At 55.1% G+C, this 23,529-nt stretch carries 18 protein-coding genes; 3 read left to right on the top strand and 15 right to left on the bottom strand.

Translation table 11 applies throughout. From position 1 onward, the window contains the following. Positions 1 to 140: 140 nt before the first annotated feature. On the bottom strand, positions 141 to 2,879 hold the full coding sequence (locus GOX73_RS10985) for a cation-translocating P-type ATPase (RefSeq protein ID WP_171134892.1): 2,739 nt from the start codon (positions 2,877 to 2,879) through the stop codon (positions 141 to 143). A 617-nt stretch (positions 2,880 to 3,496) separates the two neighbouring features. Here GOX73_RS10985 and GOX73_RS10980 point away from each other — a divergent pair. Next, positions 3,497 to 4,102: a histidine phosphatase family protein gene (locus GOX73_RS10980; RefSeq protein ID WP_171125961.1), complete on the top strand. Its 606-nt coding sequence runs from the start codon at positions 3,497 to 3,499 to the stop codon at positions 4,100 to 4,102. Positions 4,103 to 4,248: 146 nt separating this feature from the next. Here the strand turns inward: GOX73_RS10980 and GOX73_RS10975 are convergent, their stop codons facing one another. The 6 genes from GOX73_RS10975 to ugpB all read right to left on the bottom strand — a co-directional run bounded on the left by GOX73_RS10975 (position 4,249) and on the right by ugpB (position 9,920). Then, positions 4,249 to 4,698: an NUDIX hydrolase gene (locus GOX73_RS10975; RefSeq protein WP_171123589.1), complete on the bottom strand. Its 450-nt coding sequence runs from the start codon at positions 4,696 to 4,698 to the stop codon at positions 4,249 to 4,251. A 105-nt stretch (positions 4,699 to 4,803) separates the two neighbouring features. Further along, a complete protein-coding gene (locus GOX73_RS10970; protein WP_171125963.1) occupies positions 4,804 to 5,751 on the bottom strand; it encodes a glycerophosphodiester phosphodiesterase family protein in 948 nt (315 codons plus the stop codon). Continuing rightward, complete coding sequence (ugpC, locus tag GOX73_RS10965; protein WP_171125965.1) at positions 5,751 to 6,806, bottom strand: sn-glycerol-3-phosphate ABC transporter ATP-binding protein UgpC; 1,056 nt, start codon at positions 6,804 to 6,806, stop codon at positions 5,751 to 5,753. Before ugpC ends, GOX73_RS10970 begins: the two co-directional genes overlap by 1 nt. 3 nt (positions 6,807 to 6,809) lie before the next feature. Further along, on the bottom strand, positions 6,810 to 7,646 hold the full coding sequence (gene ugpE, locus GOX73_RS10960) for a sn-glycerol-3-phosphate ABC transporter permease UgpE (protein ID WP_171123913.1): 837 nt from the start codon (positions 7,644 to 7,646) through the stop codon (positions 6,810 to 6,812). Positions 7,647 to 7,666: 20 nt separating this feature from the next. Next, positions 7,667 to 8,548, bottom strand: a complete 882-nt coding sequence (gene ugpA / locus GOX73_RS10955) for a sn-glycerol-3-phosphate ABC transporter permease UgpA (RefSeq protein ID WP_155150415.1) — start codon at positions 8,546 to 8,548, stop codon at positions 7,667 to 7,669. 61 nt (positions 8,549 to 8,609) lie between these two features. Next, the gene (gene ugpB, locus GOX73_RS10950; RefSeq protein ID WP_171123596.1) at positions 8,610 to 9,920 is read right to left on the bottom strand and encodes a sn-glycerol-3-phosphate ABC transporter substrate-binding protein UgpB; all 1,311 of its coding nucleotides are present in this window, start codon (positions 9,918 to 9,920) and stop codon (positions 8,610 to 8,612) included. Positions 9,921 to 10,099: 179 nt separating this feature from the next. Between ugpB and GOX73_RS10945 the strand changes: the two genes are divergently transcribed. Then, entirely contained in the window at positions 10,100 to 11,014 is a 915-nt protein-coding gene (locus GOX73_RS10945; RefSeq protein ID WP_171123598.1) for a LysR substrate-binding domain-containing protein, read from the top strand. A 486-nt stretch (positions 11,015 to 11,500) separates the two neighbouring features. On the opposite strand, the gene GOX73_RS10940 is transcribed toward GOX73_RS10945, so the two are convergent. The 5 genes from GOX73_RS10940 to GOX73_RS10920 form a co-directional block, all read right to left on the bottom strand. Continuing rightward, the gene (locus tag GOX73_RS10940) at positions 11,501 to 12,313 is read right to left on the bottom strand and encodes a hypothetical protein (protein ID WP_170668992.1); all 813 of its coding nucleotides are present in this window, start codon (positions 12,311 to 12,313) and stop codon (positions 11,501 to 11,503) included. Between the two features lie 360 nt (positions 12,314 to 12,673). After that, positions 12,674 to 13,534: a hypothetical protein gene (locus tag GOX73_RS10935; RefSeq protein WP_171126931.1), complete on the bottom strand. Its 861-nt coding sequence runs from the start codon at positions 13,532 to 13,534 to the stop codon at positions 12,674 to 12,676. A gap of 106 nt (positions 13,535 to 13,640) precedes the next feature. Beyond that, on the bottom strand, positions 13,641 to 15,506 hold the full coding sequence (locus tag GOX73_RS10930) for an acyl-CoA synthetase (protein ID WP_171126930.1): 1,866 nt from the start codon (positions 15,504 to 15,506) through the stop codon (positions 13,641 to 13,643). 410 nt (positions 15,507 to 15,916) lie between these two features. Beyond that, positions 15,917 to 16,879, bottom strand: coding sequence for an ion transporter (locus GOX73_RS10925; protein WP_171125974.1), 963 nt, complete (start codon positions 16,877 to 16,879; stop codon positions 15,917 to 15,919). Positions 16,880 to 16,883: 4 nt separating this feature from the next. Next, the gene (locus GOX73_RS10920) at positions 16,884 to 18,053 is read right to left on the bottom strand and encodes a low temperature requirement protein A (protein ID WP_254429170.1); all 1,170 of its coding nucleotides are present in this window, start codon (positions 18,051 to 18,053) and stop codon (positions 16,884 to 16,886) included. Positions 18,054 to 18,769: 716 nt separating this feature from the next. Between GOX73_RS10920 and GOX73_RS21035 the strand changes: the two genes are divergently transcribed. Continuing rightward, positions 18,770 to 19,048 (top strand): DUF6538 domain-containing protein, encoded by a 279-nt coding sequence (locus tag GOX73_RS21035; protein ID WP_371808590.1) that lies wholly within the window; start codon positions 18,770 to 18,772, stop codon positions 19,046 to 19,048. A 269-nt stretch (positions 19,049 to 19,317) separates the two neighbouring features. On the opposite strand, the gene GOX73_RS10915 is transcribed toward GOX73_RS21035, so the two are convergent. The 3 genes from GOX73_RS10915 to GOX73_RS10905 are packed head-to-tail and all read right to left on the bottom strand — an operon-like array spanning position 19,318 to position 23,418. Next, positions 19,318 to 21,099: a thiamine pyrophosphate-binding protein gene (locus GOX73_RS10915; protein WP_171125978.1), complete on the bottom strand. Its 1,782-nt coding sequence runs from the start codon at positions 21,097 to 21,099 to the stop codon at positions 19,318 to 19,320. Beyond that, positions 21,099 to 22,508, bottom strand: coding sequence for an aldehyde dehydrogenase family protein (locus GOX73_RS10910; protein WP_171125980.1), 1,410 nt, complete (start codon positions 22,506 to 22,508; stop codon positions 21,099 to 21,101). Before GOX73_RS10910 ends, GOX73_RS10915 begins: the two co-directional genes overlap by 1 nt. After that, positions 22,489 to 23,418 carry a sugar phosphate isomerase/epimerase gene (locus GOX73_RS10905; protein ID WP_217351004.1) on the bottom strand — a complete coding sequence of 310 codons (930 nt, stop codon included), beginning with the start codon at positions 23,416 to 23,418 and terminating at the stop codon, positions 22,489 to 22,491. The genes GOX73_RS10910 and GOX73_RS10905 overlap by 20 nt, the downstream gene beginning before the upstream one ends. Positions 23,419 to 23,529: the final 111 nt, after the last annotated feature.

The following is a 23,529-nucleotide window of genomic DNA, read 5'->3' as shown; positions in this document are numbered from 1 at the left end:
AATTTAACTTCCTCTGACATCCTTGTGGGCGGAATGCTGGCCAGGCACAATGCAGACCCTCTGCCAAGAAGTTGACAACGAATGGGTGCTTCAGGATGTCCATTCTAGCACCTTCAGTGCCGTTCTAAGCAAAGGTAGCGTCAGAGCCATTTCAGTCCGAACATTTCCTTCAGCGCAGACAACAGAAGCGTGGGCAGTGCGGCGATGAAGAACACTCCGAGCAAATGCGACAGAGGCAGGGAAACTGTTCCAAGCACGAAATGTCCAGCGCCGGTGTAAATGGCGAGAAGAGACAGCAATATGGAAATGCTCACCGCTCCAAGCAAGGTGCGGTTGCCGAGCGGCGACTTGCGGTAGAGCGTGGAGGTCGTTCGGGCGTCGAAAATATGCCAGATCTGGGCAAAGATCAGTGTCATGAACGCTGCTGTCTGGGCGTGTTCCAAGGAGGCGCCTCGTTCGAGAAACTCCTGGAAGACATAAAAGGTCAGCAGGCCGAGCAGCGTTCCCCGGATCAGGATCCGCTCCTTCATTCCGCCGCCGAACAGATTATCGTCGCGCGGGCGCGGTGGGCGCTGCATCAGGTCGGGTTCCGCTTTCTCGAAGCCGAGTGTCAGAGCCGGTAGCCCATCCGATACAAGATTCACCCAGAGGATCATCAGCGGTGTGATCGGCAGGAGCGGGTCTGCTCCCATCAGTAGGAAGGCGAACAGGATCGTTGAGACCTCGGCCACGTTGGCGGTGAGCGCCTGCCGAATGAATTTCAACAGATTGTCGAAGATGCGCCGGCCTTCGCGGACTGCCGTCACGATGGTGGAGAAATTGTCATCGAGCAGCACGAGGGCAGCGCTGTCCTTGGCGACCTGCGTGCCGGTGATGCCCATGGCGACACCAATATCCGCCGCTCGCAGAGCGGGCGCGTCGTTGACGCCATCCCCGGTCATTGCCGCCACCTCGCCATTCTCCTGCATGGCATTGACGATGCGCAGCTTGTGCTCCGGGGTCACCCGGGCAAAGACGGCCGCGTGCTGCACCATCTCTTTCAAATCCTGATCGCTCATCTGGTCGAGCTCGACCCCGGTATGAACCGTCTGCGCGTCGCTGGTGCGAATGCCGATCTGTTCCGCAATCGCTTGGGCGGTCACGGCGTGGTCGCCGGTGATCATCACCGTTCGGATGCCGGCCCCGGTTGCCTCCGAAACGGCGATGGGTACTTCGCTGCGCGGCGGGTCCATGATGCCGTGAATGCCAAGCAGTACGATCCGCTGCTCGGGATCGGCATGGTCCAGATCCTCTTCTGCCACCTCCCGATAAGCCACGGCGAGGGTCCGGAGCGCCTTCTCGCCGAAACTGTCGATCACCGCCTCGATCTCTTCCCGCAAAGCCGGGGAGATCTCAAGCGTTTCCCCGGCCATGCGGACATGGCTCGCCCTTGACAGGATCACATCAGGCGCCCCCTTGGCGCCGAGTACAGTGCGCCCATCCGGCAATCGAGCGAAGACAGACATCATCTTGCGCGTTGAATCGAAGGGGAATTGCTGAAGCGCCTCGACCCGCGCTTCTGTCAACTTCTCGCGGGAAATCCCGACCTTGGCCGCGGCCACGACGAGAGCGCCCTCAGTCGGGTTGCCCTGGATCGCCGGGCGCCCGTCAGCCTCGACCATACGCGCATCGTTGCAATAGGCGGAGACGGCCAGCATCTGCCGAAGATCCGTTTCGGCCTCGATCTCGGCCACGCTGCCGTCTTCGGAACGGAACTCGCCATGCGGATCGAACCCCTCGCCGGTCACTTCCCAGTCCTTGCCACCGGCCCAGCATTGCATCACCTGCATTTGGTTCTGCGTGAGCGTGCCGGTCTTGTCTGAACAGATCACCGAGGTCGCGCCGAGCGTTTCTACAGAGGAAAGCCGTCGCGCCAAGGCGTTGCTGGCAACCATGTTTTGTGATCCCAGCGTCAGAACGATGGTGACTACTGTCGGCAGGCCCTCCGGGATCGCCGCGACCGACAGCGAGATTGCCGTGTTCAGCATCTCAGCCGCATCCATTCCATTGACCACGCCAATGCCGATCACGATGGCGACCACGATCAGGGCCGCCATGATCAGCACCTTGGAAAGGCCCTCGATCTTGAGTTGCAGCGGGGTCTTTGGCTCTTTCGCAGAGGACATGAGGGCAGCGATGTGACCGACCTCGGTCTCCATTCCGATGCCCACGACAATGCCTTCACCAGCGCCGCCAGTGACCTGCGTGCTCATGAAGCCCATATTCAGACGATCGGCCAAAACGACGTCTTCGTCCTCGATCGGATCGGCATGTTTGTCGACCGGTTCGGATTCTCCCGTCAACGCGGCCTCGTCGACCTGCATCCGGCTGGCGGTGACAAAGCGAATGTCGGCGGCCAGAATGTCACCGGCTTTTATTCGCAGAATATCGCCCGGCACGAGATCCGCCGCCGGTACCTCGACGATCTCGCCGCCGCGGCGCACGAAGGCCTGCGGTGCAGACATCTCCCGCAGGGCTGCCAAGGACTGCTCGGCCTTATATTCCTGCCAGAAGGAGATGAAGGCGTTAAAGACGGCGATCGCGAATATCGCAATCGCATCAACCCAATGCCCCGTATAGACCGAGACAAGAGCACCTGCTATCAGGATGATCAGCAGCGGGCTTGCGAATTGCCGCAGGAGCATCTTCCATGGCGGAACTGTTGCAGTCTCTTCCAAGCGGTTTGGACCGTGTGTTGAAAGCCGCTTGGCCACCTCGTCCGGATTCAATCCCGTCTCAGGGTTCACGCCGAGGTTTTCGGCGACCGCTCTACCGTCCAACACCCAAGGTGCGTTCACGTTTCCAAGAACCGATGGGGTTGTCTGTGCGAAACCTGACATTCTCAACTCCGAATGAGCAATTGCGTGAACGGATTAGTCTTGGGGTGCCAGTGCCCATTCTCAGCCAATGAGCCAACCTGCGCAGTTCATTGACGGTTCTCCAATTTGTGATGCGCACGCCTTTATCCAGATACCAGCAGCGACGGAGCTTTGTCATCTGCAAAATCGAGAAAGGTCAGAAAAGCAGATGTCCGCCATTGAATGGAATACGCCCAGCTTAGAGAGACCGCGGTTAGCCGACATTTAGGCTCTTCCTGTCAAGGGCAGCAATGTCCGCGCAGCGATCATTGACGAATTTTTGACCAGCGTCTGCTTTCGCCCAAAGGAGTCATTGAGAGCTGAAAGTTCGGTTTTTCGTGACCGAACGGCCGCTTAGCGGCGCTTAGCCGGCATCCGACAAAAACCGTTGGATGACTGCCTCGAGCCCAATGCGGAACAAGTGCAGCGACAAAGTACTGGACGCGAAGATTGTATGACCACGTTGTTTTACGCCCTAGACTTAATCGCACAAATCCGAAGCTTCTATTGAATTCTGGGGCTTCCGTTTAAACTTGCACTGCGTGGAAAATAAATCAGGTTTTTCGGTTTGCTTCAGTACAGGAAGGCTTCGATACGTTTTGAACCAAAAACTCAACCCTACTATTTTCTTGCTTCGCCATGGTGAAACCGAATGGAATTTTCAAAAACGACGTCAAGGTCGGCAGAATTCGCCCTTGACCAAGCGAGGGGTCGCTCAGGCAGTGGCGAGTGCAAAAAGACTAAGGCACCGCCTATGCAGCCGTCACCCTCTGACGGTATTTTCAAGCCCACTTGGTCGAGCGGCACAGACGGCTTCCATCGTTGTCGAGGAACTTGGCCTCCCCCCGGAAGCCATCGAGTATGAAACCAGTTTGATGGAATGCAGTTTCGGGCGATGGGAAGGCTTGGCGGAATACGAGATCAAAAGACGATTTCCCCAAGAATGGGAGGCGCGTTGCGCTGACCGTTGGAACTGTTCCGCACCGGGCGGAGAGTCTTATGCTGACGTACATGACCGGGTTTCTTCTTGGTATTCCAGCAAGTCTTTTGAGGGGGCTGTCATAGTTGTTGGCCACGGCTTAACCCTGCGCGTCTTTCGAGGGATTTACTTGAACTTGCCTTCAGAAGAGGTTTTTGAATTGAACGAACCTCAAGATGGTTTCATCGAGTTGCGATGCGGACATTCAACCTTCGTTGAAAACTGAGGCTTTGATGTTTGGCGCTCGTCCCAAGAGATCAGATTTCCGCTGGTTTCAAGCCTAGATAGCAATTTCTGAATGAAAGGGTTAGGTCGGTTTTCCAGAGCAAAGTAGCTATCGACCTGAGTCTGGATAAAGTACGCGGTATCGGCTCAAGGTAGCAACTCGCGGATTGATTTGTTCTTTCTAGGATTGCTTTTTAGTTCGAGGAGCAAGTCTTCCAGCTCTGGCTGTTTGAGTGCTTTCGCAGCACCCTTGGGCGAGAACCAATGCCTTTTTCTTTGGTGCCTTTCCTTCCACCGGCGCTTCACCTTATCGACGTAGAGAGGGTAGACCGTGGCTTTCACTTGGACACTGGTTCCGTCGTTAAAAACCTTGGCGTACTCAAACTCACCGATCGGCTTGCGGGAAATTGTACCTTCTACCCCAGCCTCCTCCAACGCTTCAATTTCCGCCGCGCGCCAGTCTTGCTCGCCGTCCATCGGCCAGCCCTTGGGCATGATCCAGCGCCCTGTGTCACGTGACGTTATAAGGAGCACCTTGAGGCGGCCGCCGAACAATTGCAGAGGCAATGCTGCAACTTGTTTTGTACGCTGATCCACTATGGTTCTCGCCCTCCACAGCAGGTTGAAGTGATGATGTGATCGATCCTTTCCGATTGTGACTGGCAGAAACACAAAAAACGTCACGAATTAGCGACGCAGAATTCACCCGTTTTCGATTTGCCATCCCAGGCCTAAATCCGACAGATGCCTTTGAACCCGGCCGGGGTAGTCAGATACGATTGCATCCACGCGCAGGTCGATCATCCTGCTTATATCTTCGTGCTCATTGACCGTCCAAACGGCAACACATAGGCCCAGATCTTTTGCGCGCGCCACATTTTCAGCCGTTGCATCAGCGTAGTACGGGCACCAAAGCGAACCGCCAGCTTGCTTGACCAAATTTGGAATTTCATCGCGACGACCGCGAAGGTCTGGGCAAACCGCTTTCGAGGAATCCTCGCCCACATCGTCCTCGTTTTCCGGAAGCTGCGTAAGGTAAGAAGACGGCATATCCGGAGCCTGTCGCTGGCATTCTTCTAAAAGGTTCCAGTCAAAACTGTGCAAAACCGCGCGCATAAATAGACCTTTGGCGCGAACCTCTTGGAGAACTCGCCCAACAAAGTTCTCTCGATACACTGCATCGTGAGCCAGGTCAGGATCCGACTTCAGTTCAAGCATCAGATAGGCATTGCCGTATTTTGGTTCGGCGACCAAATCGAGCAAATCTATCAGCCTTGGGACACGAACACCGTCCAGTTGCGCCTGATCTGGGAAGCGTTGACCATAGTCAGAATGCCCGTCTAACCGTCCAATATCGAATTGCTGGATTTGGTCGAAAGTCAGAGATGAGACTTTCGGCTCCTCTCCAGAAAGAAACAGGCCATTGGCGTCGCGAAAGCCAGATGCGTGCAGACGATGATTGTGGGTAATAACCGGAACGTCATCAGCCGTCAGAACGACATCGAATTCAAGAAGCGGTACGCCAATGGACAGCGAGAAGTCGAAGCCAATCATGCTGTTTTCAGGCAAAACGCCTCTTGCCCCTCGATGGCCCACGACCCGGATCAGGTTTTCTCCACCACGAAAGGCTTCGACTTGAGGAAACGCCATTAGCCGTCCAGCCTTTCGCCGGTTGATTGGTCAAACAGATGCATGTGTTCTGGGTCGACCGAAAACCGCATGTTCGGATGCCTGCCTTCGATCGGATGGACGCCTGGAAGGCTTATCGTGATCGCTCCGCCGACGCCCGCGAGTTGACCGTGCAACAGAGTGTTGGCCCCTAACGGTTCTGCCATCTGAATCGCTGCTTCCAGCGGACCATTATCATCCAACAGCAGGTGCTCTGGGCGAATCCCCAGATTCAACGCGGTATCAGGACCTGCAGATCGGCCGACTGAAATTTCACCGATCTTGATCGTCCCGTTTTCACGCAAGGCGTCAAACACATTCATCGCAGGGCTGCCAATGAACTGTGCCGCGAACAGAGTTCTGGGCGTTTCGTAAACCTCCAACGGCGTTCCAATCTGCTCGGCAATGCCACCATTCATCACGATCATCCTGTCGGCCATCGTCATGGCCTCGACCTGATCGTGGGTCACATAGAGCGCCGTGATCCCCAGCTTTTCTTGGAGTTCGCGAATTTCCAGACGCATCTGGACCCGCAGCTTGGCATCAAGGTTTGAGAGCGGCTCATCAAACAGGAAAACTGCTGGCTCGCGGACAATAGCCCGACCCATCGCCACCCTCTGACGCTGACCACCTGACAACTGTCTGGGTTTGCGATCCAGCAAGGGTTCCAGCTGCAACAGCTTGGCGGCCTCGGTCACTTTCTGATCAATCTGGACCTTCGGCAACCCGGCGATTTTCAGGCCATATCCCATGTTCTGGCGCACAGACATATGTGGGTAGAGCGCATAGTTCTGGAAGACCATCGCGATGTCACGATCCATCGGCTCTTTGTCGTTGGCTCGTTCCTCTCCAATTCGGATTTCGCCATCAGTCACGGTTTCAAGTCCCGCAACCATCCGCAACAGCGTGGACTTGCCGCAGCCCGAAGGCCCAACGATCACGATGAACTCACCATCAGCAATATCGATATCGATGCCGTGGATGACGTCCGTTGGGCCAAAGCTCTTTTTGACGTTCTCTAGGGTTACTGTTGCCATTTCTTACTTCTCGCTATCGACAAGGCCACGGACAAAGAGCTTTTGCATCGACACCACCACGATGACCGGTGGGATCATTGCCAGAATTGATGTGGCCATGATGACCGGCCATTCGGCCACATCATCGCCGGACGGGAACATCTGTTTGATGCCCATCACAATGGTGTTCATTTCAGGGTCGGTGGTGATAAGCAGCGGCCAAAGGTATTGGTTCCAGCCATAGATGAACAGGATTACGAATAGCGCCGCAATATTGGTCCTGCTCATGGGTACAACGATATCAATGAAGAACCGCATCGGGCGAGCACCGTCGACTCGCGCTGCTTCGGCCAGCTCATCTGGGATGGTCAGAAAGAACTGCCGGAACAGGAACGTCGCCGTAGCCGAAGCGATAAGTGGGAAGATTAATCCGTAATAGCTGTTGAGCATACCGAAGCCGGCAACAACTTCAAAGGTTGGAACGATACGGACCTCTACCGGGAGCATAAGGGTCAGGAAGATCAGCCAAAAAAACGTCGTGCGCCCGGGAAATCGGAAATAGACAATCGCAAAGGCTGACAATAGTGAGATTACGATCTTGCCCACGGCAATACCAATGGCCATCACGAGGCTGTTGAACAACATTGTAGCGACCGGGACATTCACACCGGAAAACAGCGCGGCCTTGTAGTTTTCCCAGAACTGGTCACCCGGCACCAACGGCATAGGCGGTGACACGATCTCTGGCTGAGTGACAGTCGAGGCGACAAATGCCAGCCAGATTGGGAAAAAGACGATCAGCACTCCAAGGATCATCAATGCGTGGGTCAACCAGATCCCCATCCCGCGTTTTTCGACCATTCCGTGTTGTTGGGCCGCCATCAGTAATGCACCCTTTTTTCCACGTATTTGAATTGGATGACGGTCAACAGGCCGACGACGATAAGCAAAATGACCGACTGCGCCGACGATGAGCCAAGATCCTGCCCAACGAACCCGTCCGAGAAGACTTTGTAGACCAGAATAGTCGTCGCTTGCTGCGGCCCGCCTCCGGTGATCGTGTGGATAACGCCAAAGGTTTCAAAGAAGGCGTAGACGACATTCACCACCAGCAGGAAGAATGCAGTCGGAGACAACAGCGGCAGCACGATCGTGAAGAACCGACGCCAGAAGCGCGCGCCGTCGATTGCAGCGGCCTCAATCACGGACCTTGGAACTGACTGCAATGCCGCGAAGAAAAACAGGAAGTTATAGCTGATGCGCCCCCAGGCCGAGGCGACAACAACCAGCCCCATGGCCTCGGTTCCGTTAAGGACATGGTTCCAGTCATAACCGAGTTGGCCGAGGTACCACGAGACGACGCCAACGCGTGTGTTGAACATGAACAGCCAAAGCACGCCTGCGACCGCAGGGGCAACGGCATAGGGCCAGATCAGCAACGTCCGGTAAACGCCCGATCCTTTGATCAAGCGGTCCGCGATGACCGCCAGAAACAACGCCGGTATCATCGAGCACAATGTGACGAGCGTTGAAAACACTGCCGTCGTTACGAAGGAGGCTCGGTAGAATTTATCGCTCAGCAGGAATTCAAAGTTGCCGAGTCCCACGAACTGGGACGACAGCCCAAAGGGGTCAGGTATGAACAGAGATTGCCAAACAGCCTGGCCTGCGGGATAAAAGAAGAAAACGGCGGAAATAATGACCTGAGGGGCAATCAGCGCCAATGGCAAAAGCCAGCCGCGGAAGGTGACGCGTTTTTCCATCCTGATATTCCACCGAAAAAAGAAAATGCGGGCCCTTAACAGGCCCGCATTAAATTAAGACTTATTGATTGGCGGATTCGAACCGGCGCAGCAGTGCGTCACCGCGCTCTTTTGCGCTGTCCATCGCTTCCTGAGCGGTCTTTTCACCGGACCAGACGGCCTCAAGCTCTTCGTCGATGATGCCGCGAATCTGGTCGAACGATCCAAGACGCAGACCTTTCGAGTTTGCGGTTGGTTCCTTCGCAGTCATCTGGATCACCGCGATGTCGGTGCCTGGGTTTTCGTCATAGAAACCTGCAGCACGAGTAGCTTCACCAGCTTCGGACGTGATTGGAAGATAACCGGTATTCTGGTGCCAAGAAGCCTGAACGTCCGACGACGAAAGGAAGCTCAGGAACTCGCCAACGCCTTTGTATTCCTCGGGATCATGGCCTTCCATTACCCAAAGCGATGCGCCGCCGATAATGGTGTTCTGAGGCTCGCTGGTGACGGCCTCCCAATAGGGTAGCGGGCGCACGTCGAACTCGAACTCAGCTTCAGAGCTGATACCGGCATAACCAGCCGAGCTTTCGGTGAACAACGCGCATTCACCAGCCCGGAAATTTGCGCCACCTTCGTTTCTGCGCCCGGTGTAGATGAACTTGCCATCCTTGGCCCAGTCCCCCATTGCTGTCAGGTGTGCGACCTGTGCCGGACCGTTCAGCATCAGCTCGGTATCCAGACCGGCAAAACCGTTGTCCTGCGATGCGAACGGAACGTCGTGATAGGCGGACAGGTTCTCGAGGTGAATCCAGCTTTGCCATGCGGTCACCAGCGGGCAGTCCTCACCGCCAGCCTTCAGCTGTTCAAGCACGTCGCCAACCTTTTCCCAGGTCGATAGATCTGTGTCCGGATCAACACCCGCCGCTTCGAAGGCATCACGATTGACCCACAGAACCGGTGTGGACGAGTTGAAAGGCAGTGAGAGCATTTCTCCGTCCGTTGTAGTATAGTACCCTTTGACAGCGCCAATATATGCGTCAGGATCGAACGGCGCACCGCTTTCAGCCATCACTTCATAGACGGGTTTGATCGCACCTTCGGCCGACATCATCGTTGCAGTGCCCACTTCGAAAACCATTAGAATGTGGGGCTGCTCACCGGCGCGGAAAGCCGCAATTCCTGCGTTCAGAGTTTCTGAGTAATTGCCTTTGTGGCTTTCGACCACGACGAACTCATCCTGGCTGGCGTTGAACTCTTCGACCTGCGCTTTAACAAGCTCACCCAGTCGGCCGGTGAAGGCGTGCCAGAACTGAACTTCAGTTTGCGCCATCGCCGCCACGGGGGACAACGCAGTGGTTACGGCAAGAGCGCCGAGAAAATGCTTATTCATGATTCCTCCCATGCATCAGTTTTGATGCTTCGTTGAATGCCAACTGCAACGCGTAATCAGCACACATGACGATTTCACGACGTTAACGTTACAAATTTATAATTCAAGCATTTAATTTTTGAGAAAAACATAACATTACATTATAAACTGACTAAGAAACAACGAACCAGGTTCAAAGTATGAGTCAAACTTTGAGGATCCGCCAATTGGAAGCGCTCATGGCAGTTTCCACAAATGGGTCGGTCACCGCTGCAGCTACGGATCTTGGGATAAGCCAGCCTGCGGTCAGCCGACTGCTTTCTGATCTGGAAAAATCGCTTGGCTTTCAACTTTTTGATCGCCGTGAAGGTCGCTTAGTTCCTTCGCAGGAGGTGCGTTATCTGCAACCCAGCGTAGAGCGCGTTTTGGAATTGATGAAGCAGATCTCGGACGTTAGCCAAGACATAACCCAACGCAAAGCGGGACACATCCGCATCGCATGTTTGCCCGGGTTCGCCACCAGTCACCTTCCCAACGTCATTGCCACGTTTTTAGAAGATCGGCCAGGTGTAACAATGACGATCGAACCTGACAGACCGGAACGCATTCTCGAGTGGATGATCGGTGAGCAATATGATTTCGGAATCACAGATAACTTTAACGGGCATCCGGCCGTCGAAAGCAGAGACATCGATGTCCGTACAGTTTGCGTGTTTCCTACCGGGCATGAATTGGAAAAACTCTCCGAGGTGACACCCACGGATCTTGCAAACGCCAAGATTATTCACACACGGCGCGACAGCGATTTTTTTGGACAGCTTTCAAAAGCGTTTCAAAACGCCAACGTCAAATTGAATTCCCACATCGAAGTCAGGCAGTTCACGGCGGCTTGTGAATTGGCTGTAAAAGGTGTCGGGATTTCCGTGGTCAGCGAGTTGGACGCCGTCCAATATGCAGACAACGGATTGAGCTACCGACCGTTCAAACCGCTCTTGTCACATACGCTTTCCCTTGTGCGTCCGATTTTGAAGCAACCGTCACTAGTGACGCTTGAGTTCATCGAGCAGTTCCAAGAGAGCCTAGCCCCGTTCAAGGCAGACAAGCGCCATCACTAGTTGTAGGGCGGCAAACGCTAATGTTCGCTGCCAGCAAGCCGTATATTTTCCATCTTCTTAGCTTGAAACCAATTCTTGAGTGTTTGGAATAACCCCCGAGATCGATCTCGCACTAACTGCAAAAAACGTGGAAATACTGAGTAGTTTTGCAGTTGAGCTTGGATAATCTAGCTTCTTATCCCAGAACAGTCTAGCGACCGCTTTGTCCGGGGAGCAGTCGTTCACGCCGAGTGCAGCGTATGACCGCCTTGAGCCCAAACCGGAAGCGGTCCTGCGCTAAAGTTCGCAAGTGCAGCAACGCGAACGCCAAAATGGTTAGCCGTGCCGCAGTGAGAAAAGCAGACGTTCAGCCCAAACGCAGCGAAAATGACTATGCGGATGTCCGAGTTGCGGACAAAGCTGCCGTTTGAATTAGCTCTGGGAAGTCGGCTTGTGTCGCTCAGTTTGGAGCAGTCGCATACTCCAAGGACGCAATTAGGACACGACTTATTTGGTCAATCGCCCAGCTGCAAACACGTCCGGGTCTATCGCCATGAGATGCACGTCATTAGTTGGGGCCATTTCCAATTTCCTGCACAAACCTTCAGAAGGCGCGTTACCTTCACGGATTCCTGTGAAAAAAGCCCCAAGACCATGGAGATCACGCATAGCAAGCATTGAATTTGCGCCCATGATCAGGGCAATCCCCTCGCCCCGCCGCGATTCATCTGTCGCTAGCATACCCCACCAAGCCTGATCAGCATTCCGGTGATCAGGATGAAACTGCGCAACGGCTGCTGTTGCCGCGACGACTTTCCCCTTTCGGTCACGTGCCAACAAACACACGCTCGGGCGTCTCAGCCCGCGGATGAACGCGCCCATCGGAAGCAGGACTCCGCATGCCTGTGTGAGCGTATCCAATTTTGCCAAGTCATCACCTGGCGTTTGCGCATCTACATGCACGAGTTCGAGATCATCGGGTAACTTGCGCGACGCCAAAATCATGGCCGCGGCTTCAAGCGATGCTGCGCCCCCTTGCCAGTCAACGAACTGATCCGTTTTCAGACCGTGCTGTTCAAGCCCTTCACGCCTACGGTCGGCAACTTCGACAGGAGTTCCTTCGGCCATGCAAACGCCCTGTAGTCGAGTCATCGCAATTTGCTTCACCAAATCGATGTCGTTCTCCGCGCTAAGGCCCACCGCGCGGCCATGGCAGGAATAAGTCGGGTCATTCTTGACCAAGGTCCAAATACGGTCCGCTCTGCGTTGCAGGTCCTGTTGTTCTGGCTGGCCAAAAAATTCATTCGAAAAATCTGTCATAACTTATTCGTAGCATCAGCAAGCTTGATGGGAAGAAAAATCCAGCAACGCGTTTTGGCGACCAAATTACAGCGGACAATTGTGTGCAGCACAGCTTTCAGCAGTTTGGGCTCGAAGCGGACTTGCGGCACCGCAGCGGTTCGAACTGCGGACTGCTCCCGAAAGCAGGCATTGCAATCGTCGAGATGACCGGGCGTTTTCTGCGTCTTCGCCCAATGCGCTGACATTCAGATTTCGGAATCTGTCGTTGGGACAATCCTGGCTCGCCAACCGCTCAGAGCCCTAAGCAGCCTCTTTTTGAGACCGTCTCGAATGGTGCTTATGGATCGCCATACGTGAATCTGATGATGCACAAAAAGCCTATTCAGCTACGACTGGTGCGATTTCATCCCGTTCATCGACTCGTCTTCGAACCATCTCAGCAATCAAAATGCCAGCCGGCGCCGATCCCCAAATGCAAATCTGGATCGCGAGGGCTTCGATGTCGCGAAACAGCGGATCGATGACAAAAAGTAGAACACGAAACAACCAGAATGATCCCCACATCGAACCAACAAAGCGCCACATCCAGATACGGTGCTGGGCTGTATCCTGTCGTCTTATTGCCAGTATTCCCATAACAGCGGCGGCATAGACGAAGATAGACATTGAGAAAAAGCCCCATGTCGACAGGGCCCCGCCGTACTCTCCAACAGGACCGTGTTGGGCCGCAAGTATCGCAGCGCAACCAACACCAACTGTCAGTATCCCAAAGCTGATGCGCCCAAGGATCGCGTGGTTCGCCCCCCGACCACCGGGAAAGAACATTTGTACGTGCATCAGCACAAAAACAATGGAATTGCAGACGACATGCCCAAGCAGCAGAGCCGATCTCAGCTCTGGTCCATTCGCAAAACGATCATAAAAGGCAACGCCCCACGCAGGATGGTTTGTGAATGTGTTGCCCCAGACAGAGCAGGAATTGTCTGGGCACGTGGAGACGGCAGCGGCAGTCACCGGATCGCTCAGTCCCAAATTGATCAACACGTCATAGATACCGACAAAGTTAGCTATGGAGGCCGCGGGGCCGTAAATGACGTATCCGGCGTTCAAGTACAGCATCAGCAGAATGCCAAAGAGAAGTATGGGCACGAACTTTCTCTTCATGACCGCATGAACAGCCAGACCCGCCCATATTGCCAGACCGACGAAGACCGATATCACACCCAACGGAACCGCCATTTTGCCCTCCCCGAACAATACGATCGTTTAAGAGGCTCGCACAATGGGCGTCCGCGGCGCAATAAATTTTGCGATCGGAAACTCGCGCAGCGAGGACGAGCGCGTTTTACGATCCTCCCACAATGCGCGTCTCGAACAGGAAATCCTTGAGCTTTTGCTCAACAAGAGGTCCGGACGTCGTGTTTGCATCATTCAGTTTCACCGTCACGCAAAGTCCGCGTGGCCCTCCAGCCTCCACCTGCACATCGGCATCAGACACCTGAAGTTCGTCACGAAGCAGATTTTTCACGACCAGCTTTGCAGCATCGCATCGCAGGCTGGGTTTGAAAATCTTGCCCACGGACGTCAGGGGGATCTCATCAACAATTTCAATGATTTTGGGCCATGCCGGTCTTTCGTCGATGGTCTGCCGAGCATGTTCCATGAGTTCCTCGACCGTAACATCATCCGGTGTGTGGACCTGAACAAAGCACATGGGCAGTTCTCCGGCATAAGGATCAGGCATCCCGACCGCAGCGGCCAACGCGACAGCGGGATGGGTGCTCATCGCGTTTTCGATCATGGCCGGATCTATATTATGACCGCTTCTAATAATGAGGTCTTTCGAACGGCCAGCAACGTACAGGCAGCCATCAGCGTCTTTGTATCCCAAGTCGCCCGAGTTTAGGACACCCTCGTCGAATACCCCAGTGTTGAAGCTCGGCTCGCTGTATCCTGGAGACACGTGGGAGCCTGCAATTGCAATTACACCAATTTCGCCGACCTCGCATTCCTCTCCCAGACGGCCATCGCTTTCCAGCTTCAGAACGTCGACACTTGTGTATGGCAACGCCCAACCCACTGAGCCCGCAGTACCAGAACCACCCAGTGGGTCGATACTGATCAGTCCGGACGCTTCTGTCATGCCAAGAATTTCGAACAAAGTGCAGCCCGTGACCTCCTTGAAGCGTTGCCCGACGGCGGGTGGAAGCAGTGATGCGCCGGTTGCACCCGCCCGCACACCCGAGACGTCATTATCACCAATCGGTGTCTGCAGGATCGCCCCAATCGCGGTTGGAACACCTCCGACAATCGTGACTTTGTGATGTGCGACAAGCCGCCAGAAGCTTTCGACCACCGATGGATTACGCAAACCCGCGGGCGTCATCACAAGCAGCTCTACGCCTGCCATGAAACAGCTGAGCCCGCCCACAATCGTGCCGGCGACGTGGAAAAGCGGGAACGTGGCCGTAAAAACATCATCCGAACGAAAACCACACATAGCTGCGCCCCCGAAAGCTGCAACCAATTGACTGCGATGCGTGTGTGCAACAAGCTTTGGAACGCCCGTTGTACCCCCGGTGTGAAAATAGGCCGCCAGATCAGAACCGCTCCGGGCCTTCCCAAATGCCAGGTGATCCTGTGGTTGGTCAGCCAATGCCTCGGTGAGGTCAGTCACCCCGGCTTCAGCAGGCGTACCCGGGGGAGAAACGCGTACCAGCACGAGGTCCGGGATTTGCTCCCTCAATGCCAAAGCTTTCTGCCAGATGTCGAGTTGTGGGTGTGGGCCAAGAGTAACGAGGATTTTCGCCCCCGACGCTTTGATAAGCTCTGCTATGCTCTCAGGCTGCAAAAGAAAGTTTATGGGCACAGCGTAACCAGCCGTTTCTGCGCCCCAAAGCGTGACGTGTGTTTCAACCAAAGCGGGCAACATATACGCCACGCCCGGTGCCTCCCCTCCAATCTCGGCAAAAAGATTTGCTGCGCGCCGGATCTGCCCAAGTAGCTGGCCGTAGGTGACACGACGAGGCTGCTCATCTGGTGCTCCGGTCATCAACATCGTCAGTGCAACAGCATCGGGATCACGCTCAGCACTGTTTTCAAAGACTTCCAAGATGCTTTGCTCGGGCAACCGTTCGTCGAGCGTCATCTCGGCTTCGAACTCAGCTATGTCGTCGCGCGTCCTGATCGGACGTGTGCCCAGATTAGCCATGGGGTCTCCTTCAACTCTACTAAGGTTGTTTCCGAGCTTTGGCCGAAGAACAGGCTTTTGCAACTCCGATGTACGTGCTGTGATCCACATGCTGATCGAGTAGGCTGCGGAATCCAGCCATTTACGAATTTCCGGTGTGTCCGCATGTGAGACATAGAACTGGAGCGTAGCTAATGTCCGGATTGGATTTCGGTCGATTTGCGTGATTTGGACGTCCGCTTTCTGGGAAATCGCGCTGCATTGCCGCGAGTAATTTTGCGATCTGGTTGGTGAGGGCGCGCGATGTTTGCTGCATCAGCATCCGGCAGCTAAGTCCGCATTGCAGACCTTGGGCGTTATTAACTGAATGTCCGCATTGAGCCCGAAGTGGACGCCCGACCCAAGGCAATTGAGGGTGTTTCTTAGAAAAGTCATTCTTCGTAAACAGGCTTGGTATTTTGGGTCGTCGGTTGGCCACATGTGGGGCAGCGATCGACCTGCGGCACCGTTTCGGCATGCACGCGATTTCGTATGTGGTCAGCAGCGCGGCGCGACAGGCCCAATTGCTTGCGAACCGCGTCAATAACGGCCTCGTCCGCCTCACAGATATCGCCGTCTTCTAGGGCTTTTCGAAATTCACGCTCTAGGCTTGCGCGTCGGCGGTGCAACTGGTCATTTAGACCGCTTGCGATGATCCCTGCAGGCAATGCGGCCATACCTATGCCGATCACCGTGATCGCTGCTCCGAAGACCTTCCCCGCGACCGTGACCGGGGTCACGTCGCCATAGCCAACGGTCGTAAGTGTCGCCATAGCCCACCACATTGCCGCCGGGATTGAGCCGAACGCATCCGGTTGCACCTCATGCTCTGCCAGCCAAGCACCGCTTGCGGCAAATATCAGCATCACCATCAAGATAAAGAAACCGGCGAAAAAAGCGCCAGCCTCTTCTTCAAATACAGCGAGAAGCATGCCGAGCGCAGGCGAGTACCGAGTGAGTTTGAGTAGCCGCAACATACGGAAAGTTCGAAGCAGTCGCAGGTCAACCGGAAAGATCAGGTAAAGCAGCGCAGGCAGCACAGCCAGTAAGTCGATGATCGCGATCGGAGACACAGCCCAGGAGGCGCGCGTTTTATAGCTTGGGTTCTCGGTCGAGACCCAAAGTCTGGCAACGTATTCGACCACGAACACGAACAAGGAAAGGCCTTCGAACAGGTTAAGCGCGAAACCCCAACGAGCATAGATGGAAGCGACCGTCTCAAGGATAACTGCAGCTACGTTCAGCGTGATCAGGGCGATCAAAGCTATTTCCAGCAACCAAGGGCCTGTGGCTGCCCGGTCTGGGCGCTCCAGCCACCAATAGACCCTCTGCCTCAAATAGCTTGAATCTGTCACAGCCTCACCCATCTCGGAACTTCATCCAGGCGCGTGTCAAAGGTATGGCGATCTGTGATAGCAAAGCTGTCCCCCAGATCAGGTTACCAACCAATGAAGGAACATGTGGGACGATATAGAAACAGGCAATTGCCAGAACGATCCCAAACACTCGGATGTCCCAGCGCCCGAAGTCTGAGGCCAGGCGGTGCTCAATGACGTTCTGAAGCACCCAAAGCATGGCTATGTATCCGGCAAGACCAAAACAGCCAATGGCTGCATATTCGGTTGGGTAAGGCTCCCAAAACCCGACCTTGACTTCCGCTGCAAGTGCCACGCCAACCATGACGCCGCACAACATCAGGACCAGGTGCGCAAGCCACCAGATGACTAAGGTCGACACTTTTTTGTCTTTTGGTTTGGCGTTACCGACAAAGTCGAAATAAATCCAACACATCACAAACATTGAAACGCCGCCGATAACGAAGTTGACCAGCACATCAGGTGAAACTTTATAGATGCCCTTCTCTGAGAGAGTGACGACCAGTTTGAAGAAGCCTTCACCCAAAACGATTAGCGTCAGCAGAGCAAACCGCTCTGCCATGTGACCAAGGCGCGGAACGAACCGCTCGAAGCGTAGGACAGTGACGCCTGGGATCATGTACATTGCCTGAGTAGCGACCATCGCGACAGCAAATACCCAATAGGCAAGCGGTGCCGGTAGAAACGCTGTGATGGCGAAGATCACCGCAAAAACCGAAAAGTTCCGAATCTGCGCTGCCGACATCGACTCGCCGAAAGAATTGACCCGCCGGGCGCGATAATAAAGCGCCGCGATCATGGCTCTGTTCGCCGAAAATCCTAAAGCAAAGAAAACCCAGCCCTTGCCGTCGATAGCCGGAATCGCTGCAGCCATAAACATCACCGTACAAATCATCACCGACATAATCAGGCGGTGCCAGAAATCGGTGCTGACATAGATCGAATTGAAGATGCTGAGTTCACCCCAAGCGTACCAGAGCGTGATGAAGACCCCTGCGAACACAAGAAACCCATGAAAATCAAGGTGGTGCGACAGGTAGTTGCCCAATAAGAAGATCGTCACAACATGGATCAGGTCATAGAATAACTCGGCCCAATGGACGTGGTCATGCGCGTGGTCAAGATCTTGATGATGTTGGGGCTTTCGCCACATAGGGTGATCATGCAGGGCCATAAATAGGGAACTCTAGAAGTTGATTGATTGAAGTGGTCGACAGATGGCCACTCCGCTTCGGTAAATTCAAGACCAAGGTTGTCCCGGAGACTAACGCTGTGCAACCCCTGCAATGACATGGCTGAGGTGACCGACCATTGTGTCCGCAGAACGGTCATTCAGCCAACTCTAAACCAACGCCTGCTTTGGGACAAAGAAGTCAAAGCAAGAGGCGTCTGCCCGGCAACTCCTTAAGTGAGGCCCTCTCGGCTCCACCGAGCCTTTATCTGGCAGGGGTTATGCTTGTTCTCGGCGTCCTGATGAGCCCGTGCATGACAGCTTGGGCATAGTGCAATCGTGATGAACGTTTTCTTGCCTGTTGAGATGTCAGAGCAAAGTTCCTCACCGCAGATCTCGAGCAACTCCCCGCGTGAAATTAACTCATTGGTGGTGATTCCACATTGCTGGCACTGCGCCTCTTCAAGGGCGCACCTGACTTCCTCAACCGAGACTATCCGTTGATAGTTGCATTCAGTATCGGCCATTTTCATACCCCGCGAAATCGTTGAAAGCTCAACCCTGTGTACTGACCCTGCTCTGGCCTCACCCAGTATTCGCCCTGGGACATTCACGCTAACGCAGGTGCCGTCCGCAAACCCGCTAACCGACCCGGCAGTCGGTTGCGCAAACCCCGTTACCATGCCGGCCCCTACCTCATGCGCCGCGGACGTATTTTCTATTTCCGAAAACGCCTGCCAAAAAGACTACCAAACCAGGTCCCAAACCAGTTTCTTTGCCTGTCGCTGCGAACCGACCTCCCGCTCGACGCCGTGAAGCGCGCAGCCGCGCTGCTCACCGTCCTCGAGCAGATGGAGAAAACACACGTGGACGCACTGATAAAAGATTCGCTGAACCCCGAGACCGCCAAAGCCGTCTTGACTGAGATGCTACGCTCACCAAGCGTTCCAAGAAGACAGTCAACCTCGCACAGATGACATTACAGTGCACTTACTGATCCAGTGCATGTGCGCTGGATCAGCAAAAATACGATGTTTTTCCGCAGAATTTGGATAGACATGTTCAATGAAGAGGCTCGCCTCAGGTTTTCTTTCTATCTTTCTTTCAGCCAAAGCCAATTGATGTCAGACCGTGACTAACCTTCGGTTTGCCATGGCAACCTTTGCAACACTAAGACGGGTATTTCCTCGAGCACGGATGTGCATTGGCACAAGAAACTGGGCGCGCCTGAACGCGCCCAGTTTCGTCAAGTCGCGACGTGAGATACCTCTTTGTCCGGCGAGTATATGTCCAAGATGTTCCAATGTCCGGTTGTTGGTGTTGGGTTATTGATCATTGGGACATCAAGGACAGTAGGTTTCCCGCTGGCGATTGCCGCTTCCAATGCAGGCAACAACTCGTCAGCAGCGCTGAGTCTGTGCCCTTCCGCGCCGTAGGCTCGCGCTATGTCGGCATAGCCCGGTCCGTTTGTGGGTGCGGCGGCTGATCCGGGGAACGTGGTTCCATAGGTCAGACCGTAATGCGCCTTTTGCAGACCTGCTATGGTTCCGAAGGCATTGTTGTTCATGACCAGCCAGATAATGCCCAAATCGAGTTCGACGGCCGTTGCCAGCATCGACGGGTTTTGGCCGAAACCACCATCGCCAACAAGGCTGATCACCACACGATCAGGTGCCGCCAGTTTCGCGCCGATCGCACCCGGAGGACCGAAACCCATCGTCGCGAACCCACCCGGGGTCAGGATTGAACCCGGCGTCAAAATGTCAAACTGTTGCCCGACACCGTTCTTGTTCCACCCAACGTCAGTGGTGATGATGGCATCCTCGGGCAGTGCCTTGCGGGTATCTGCCAGAATACGCTCGGGCATCATCGGAAAGGCTGCTGAGGTCGCCATTTCCACGTTGTGCGCTTTGAAATCCGTTCGGAAGTCGGCGATCTTCTGTTCCAGAGCGGGGCGTTTGAAACCGTCCGGATACATCTCGCGGGCGACCCGGTTGAGGGCGCGCAAAGCGGCCTTGGCGTCAGCAACGACGCCGATCTCGGTGGGATAGTTCCGACCGATTTCCTGCGGTTCGATGTCGATATGGATGACCTTCGAGCCGGGAATGTTGAACGTGTAGCCGGGATACCAGCTGGAACAATCGGCCTCTTTGAACCGGGTTCCCACCGCAAAGATGTAGTCCGCATTCAAGCAGGACTGGTTGACCAATTCGGTGCCCCAAAACCCGGTCATTCCCAGTACAAGCGGATGGTCGTCTCGCAACGCGCCTTTACCCATCAGGGAATGCGCGACTGGAAGGCCCATATGTTCAACAAATTCTCGCAACTCCTCGCTGGCCTGTGCCAGAAGAATACCACCCCCGACATAAGCGACTGGGTTTTCGGCTTTAGCCAACGCTTCGACAATCTCTCCCGCTGTCTCGTCGTCAACCGACGGTTTCTTGAGCGCGCGCGTGTTGTCGCGGATACGGTCGAAACTGTCCGAGGGGATCACCTCTGAAAAGATGTCCATGGGGACATTGACCAGTACTGGTCCGGGCTGGCCGCTTTCAGCGAGATGAAACGCCTTTTCCAGAATCTCGGCCATCAGGTCGGCGCGATCCACGCGCCAAGCGCGCTTCACGAAGGGTCGGTAAATCTCCCATTGGGCTGCGTCTGCATGCAGGTTCACTTCCTGATGCGGATGTTTACCGTAGTAATGCGTGGGAATGTCACCCGCGATCACGACCATCGGGATACAGTCCAGTGCGGCGTTGGCGACCCCGGTGGCGCAATTGGTCAGCCCCGGGGAGAGATGGGACAGCACCACCGAGGCCTTGCCCGTCACGCGGGCATATGCATCCGCCGCGTGGCTGGCGATTTGTTCGTGTCGTACTGTGACGAAATCGATGGGACTTTCCGCCAGCGCAGCCAGAACCGCAATATTCGTGTGCCCGCACAGGCCGAAAACGTGCTTGACCTCACGGCGTTCGAGAAAGTCAACGATATGTTCGGCAACGGTTTTGCCGTCCAGTTTCGCTCCGTCCATCACGCGACCTCCTGTCCGTAGAACTCACCGAACAGGTCCGGCTCCGAGGGGCGATCCTCAGGGATCGGACGACTGACCCAGGTGTAGTTCATCATGTGTTTCATGGTGACGTTTTCGTTGGTGATGTTGCCGCCCCAAATGCCGCAGCCCAGGCTGCTGGTCATAGGCATGCCATTTGTCCAGGCACCCGCATTGGCCTTGGATTGAGGCTGTCGCACCATCATACGGCTGACCGGGGCCAGACGCGCCAACCGGTCGATGTGATCGTCATTGTGGCTGTAGATGCCGCAGGAATGGCCCTTGCCCCCGGTGTTGTAGATCTGGCTGACCGTTTCCAGCGCATCATCGAACGTTTCGAAGTGATAAAGCGCCATCAGCGTGGTCAGTTTTTCCTTGGAGAACTTGTGCTGCGGCCCGATTTGCCCCTGATTTTCAACCATCAGAAACTTGCGATCTTCGGGGATGCTAAAACCGGCGACCTTGGCCGTTTGCTGCGGCGGACAGGCGATGGTCGGAAATGTACGGTTTCCCTTTTCATCCCACATGGCCGCTTCGAGCATGGCCTTCTCTTCATCCGAACACAGGTAGCCGCCCTCGGCTTGAAGCGCCTTGATCATATCGTCGTAAACTGAGCGCTGGATGATGATGTTGCCGTCGGCCGAGCAGCCCGACCCAAAGTCGGAGGTCTTTGAAATACGGGTATTCTGCGCGGCGATATCCAGATCGGCAGTCTCATCAATGACAATGGATGAATTGCCTGCGCCGACACCATAGGCTGGACGCCCTGAACTGTACGCCGCTTTGACCATGGGTTTGCCGCCCGTTGCCAGAGTCAGGTCACAAATCTCCATGAGGTGCTGTGTTAACGGGATCGATGGTTTGCGGATCGACTGGAATAGGTCTTCGGGGGCACCGGCGGCACGGCAGGCTGCGCGCATGACCTCGACCATCTCAAAGGTGGTATGGGCGGTTCGCGGGTGCGGGCTGAAGATGACCGCATTCCGGGCGTTGGCGGCGGAAACGCCGGTCACCGGTGGTGTCATCGCTGGGTTAGTCATTGGGATCAGGGATGCGATGACGCCAGCAGGTTTGGCATATTTCACCAGACCTTTTTCTTCATCAACCTCGACGATGCCGGTCGAGGGTGTGCGCAAGACATCTCGCAGCACCATGTGAATCTTGAAGCGCTTCGCTGGGCGGCCTTCGCGATCTCCGATACCGCTCTCGTCCACGCCTTGCTGGGCCAGCCGGGTGAAGGTTTTCTCGTTCCCTGCGTACCACGCAATGGCCTGAGACAGGCGGTCCAGCCTGTCCTGATCCCAATCCTCGATCTCGGCCATGGCGGCGCGGGCGCGTGCCAGCATATCTGCCGCCATGTTGCGGTCGTTTTCAGTGAGCTCTTTGCCCATGATGATCCTCTTGGTGTTTTAGAATTGCAGCATCGGGCACACGACGCTGTGACCGCGCCTCGCCAAATGTTCGCTTGGCGTGGCTGAGACAGCGACGCGCGTGTTCTTCATATCCCAACTCGGCAACGCGGCTTTGGTTGGGCAGTTCGATGGAATAGTCGACGGGCGGCATCCGTTCGATGATGCCGGTGAAGTCAATCCAGCCTTCGCCGGGATAGAGCCGCGCATCGCGCGCCAGCTGGATCATGCCCTCGCGCGTATCGGCGATGCCGGGCAGGCAATCAGAGATATGCAGGAAGTGAAACAGGTCCGAGGGGACGTGTAGCAACTCTCCCAGATCAACGCGACTGAGGTGCAGATAAAGCGTATCGACCAGAATACCGCCATTCGGTTGATCAGAGGCGCGGACAATATCCAGGGCCTCATCCAGAGTGCGCAAGCGAGAGAAGCTTGGGAACTCCAGGTCCACTGTTAGCCCGTAGGGCGCCGCCAGTTCGCAGGTTTCAGAATAGACGTCGATCAGGAAGTCACGATCATCGCGGGTATTGGTCCACGCGCTCATGATCATGCGTTTAGCGCCCAATTCCCCACCGATCTCAAGAGAAGGTTCAAAACTGCGCGGATCGACGTCTTCCGTGATGCGCGCAAGTTCGACATCGAGGACTTTCAAGCCAGTGGTAGAGAGAGCAGTTTTGGTGGCATGCACCTGTGCCTTGTCGATTGGAGATTGAGTGAATTCACCGGGCACATGCATCGGAATGAAGCGGGGGCTGACGGCATCGTAACCGGCCCGCGCTGCGATATAGACCAACTCGGGCGGCGTACAGCCAATCAGCGTCAGATGCGCCAAGGAATAGAGAGAGGGGCTTGCGCCAGCCTCTTCGGGTTTCACCATGAACGGCAGCTCCATGTGTCTGCGAATCTCAAATTCATCACACGTAGTAAAAAATATCTGATATTTTTTAAAATATCAACTTTTAATACTGAGCAGGAAATGAAAGCGCCCGGGCAACTGCCCGGG

This window comes from Ruegeria sp. HKCCD7221, assembly GCF_013031225.1.
GTDB lineage: Bacteria > Pseudomonadota > Alphaproteobacteria > Rhodobacterales > Rhodobacteraceae > Ruegeria.
The sequence above is the reverse complement of the archived record's forward strand: the minus strand, read 5'-3'. Positions and strand labels throughout refer to the sequence as shown.

Bases quoted from the DNA above. Each gene is read 5' to 3' on its own strand.
- GOX73_RS10985 (WP_171134892.1), bottom strand. From the start codon at position 2,879: ATGTCAGGTTTCGCACAGACAACCCCATCGGTTCTTGGAAACGTGAAC.
- GOX73_RS10970 (WP_171125963.1), bottom strand. From the start codon at position 5,751: ATGGCGTTTCCTCAAGTCGAAGCCTTTCGTGGTGGAGAAAACCTGATC.
- ugpC (WP_171125965.1), bottom strand. From the start codon at position 6,806: ATGGCAACAGTAACCCTAGAGAACGTCAAAAAGAGCTTTGGCCCAACG.
- ugpE (WP_171123913.1), bottom strand. From the start codon at position 7,646: ATGGTCGAAAAACGCGGGATGGGGATCTGGTTGACCCACGCATTGATG.
- ugpA (WP_155150415.1), bottom strand. From the start codon at position 8,548: ATGGAAAAACGCGTCACCTTCCGCGGCTGGCTTTTGCCATTGGCGCTG.
- ugpB (WP_171123596.1), bottom strand. From the start codon at position 9,920: ATGAATAAGCATTTTCTCGGCGCTCTTGCCGTAACCACTGCGTTGTCC.
- GOX73_RS10945 (WP_171123598.1), top strand. From the start codon at position 10,100: ATGAGTCAAACTTTGAGGATCCGCCAATTGGAAGCGCTCATGGCAGTT.
- GOX73_RS10940 (WP_170668992.1), bottom strand. From the start codon at position 12,313: ATGACAGATTTTTCGAATGAATTTTTTGGCCAGCCAGAACAACAGGAC.
- GOX73_RS10935 (WP_171126931.1), bottom strand. From the start codon at position 13,534: ATGGCGGTTCCGTTGGGTGTGATATCGGTCTTCGTCGGTCTGGCAATA.
- GOX73_RS10930 (WP_171126930.1), bottom strand. From the start codon at position 15,506: ATGGCTAATCTGGGCACACGTCCGATCAGGACGCGCGACGACATAGCT.
- GOX73_RS10920 (WP_254429170.1), bottom strand. From the start codon at position 18,053: ATGTGGCGAAAGCCCCAACATCATCAAGATCTTGACCACGCGCATGAC.
- GOX73_RS21035 (WP_371808590.1), top strand. From the start codon at position 18,770: ATGCGCCGCGGACGTATTTTCTATTTCCGAAAACGCCTGCCAAAAAGA.
- GOX73_RS10915 (WP_171125978.1), bottom strand. From the start codon at position 21,099: ATGGACGGAGCGAAACTGGACGGCAAAACCGTTGCCGAACATATCGTT.
- GOX73_RS10910 (WP_171125980.1), bottom strand. From the start codon at position 22,508: ATGGGCAAAGAGCTCACTGAAAACGACCGCAACATGGCGGCAGATATG.
- GOX73_RS10905 (WP_217351004.1), bottom strand. From the start codon at position 23,418: ATGGAGCTGCCGTTCATGGTGAAACCCGAAGAGGCTGGCGCAAGCCCC.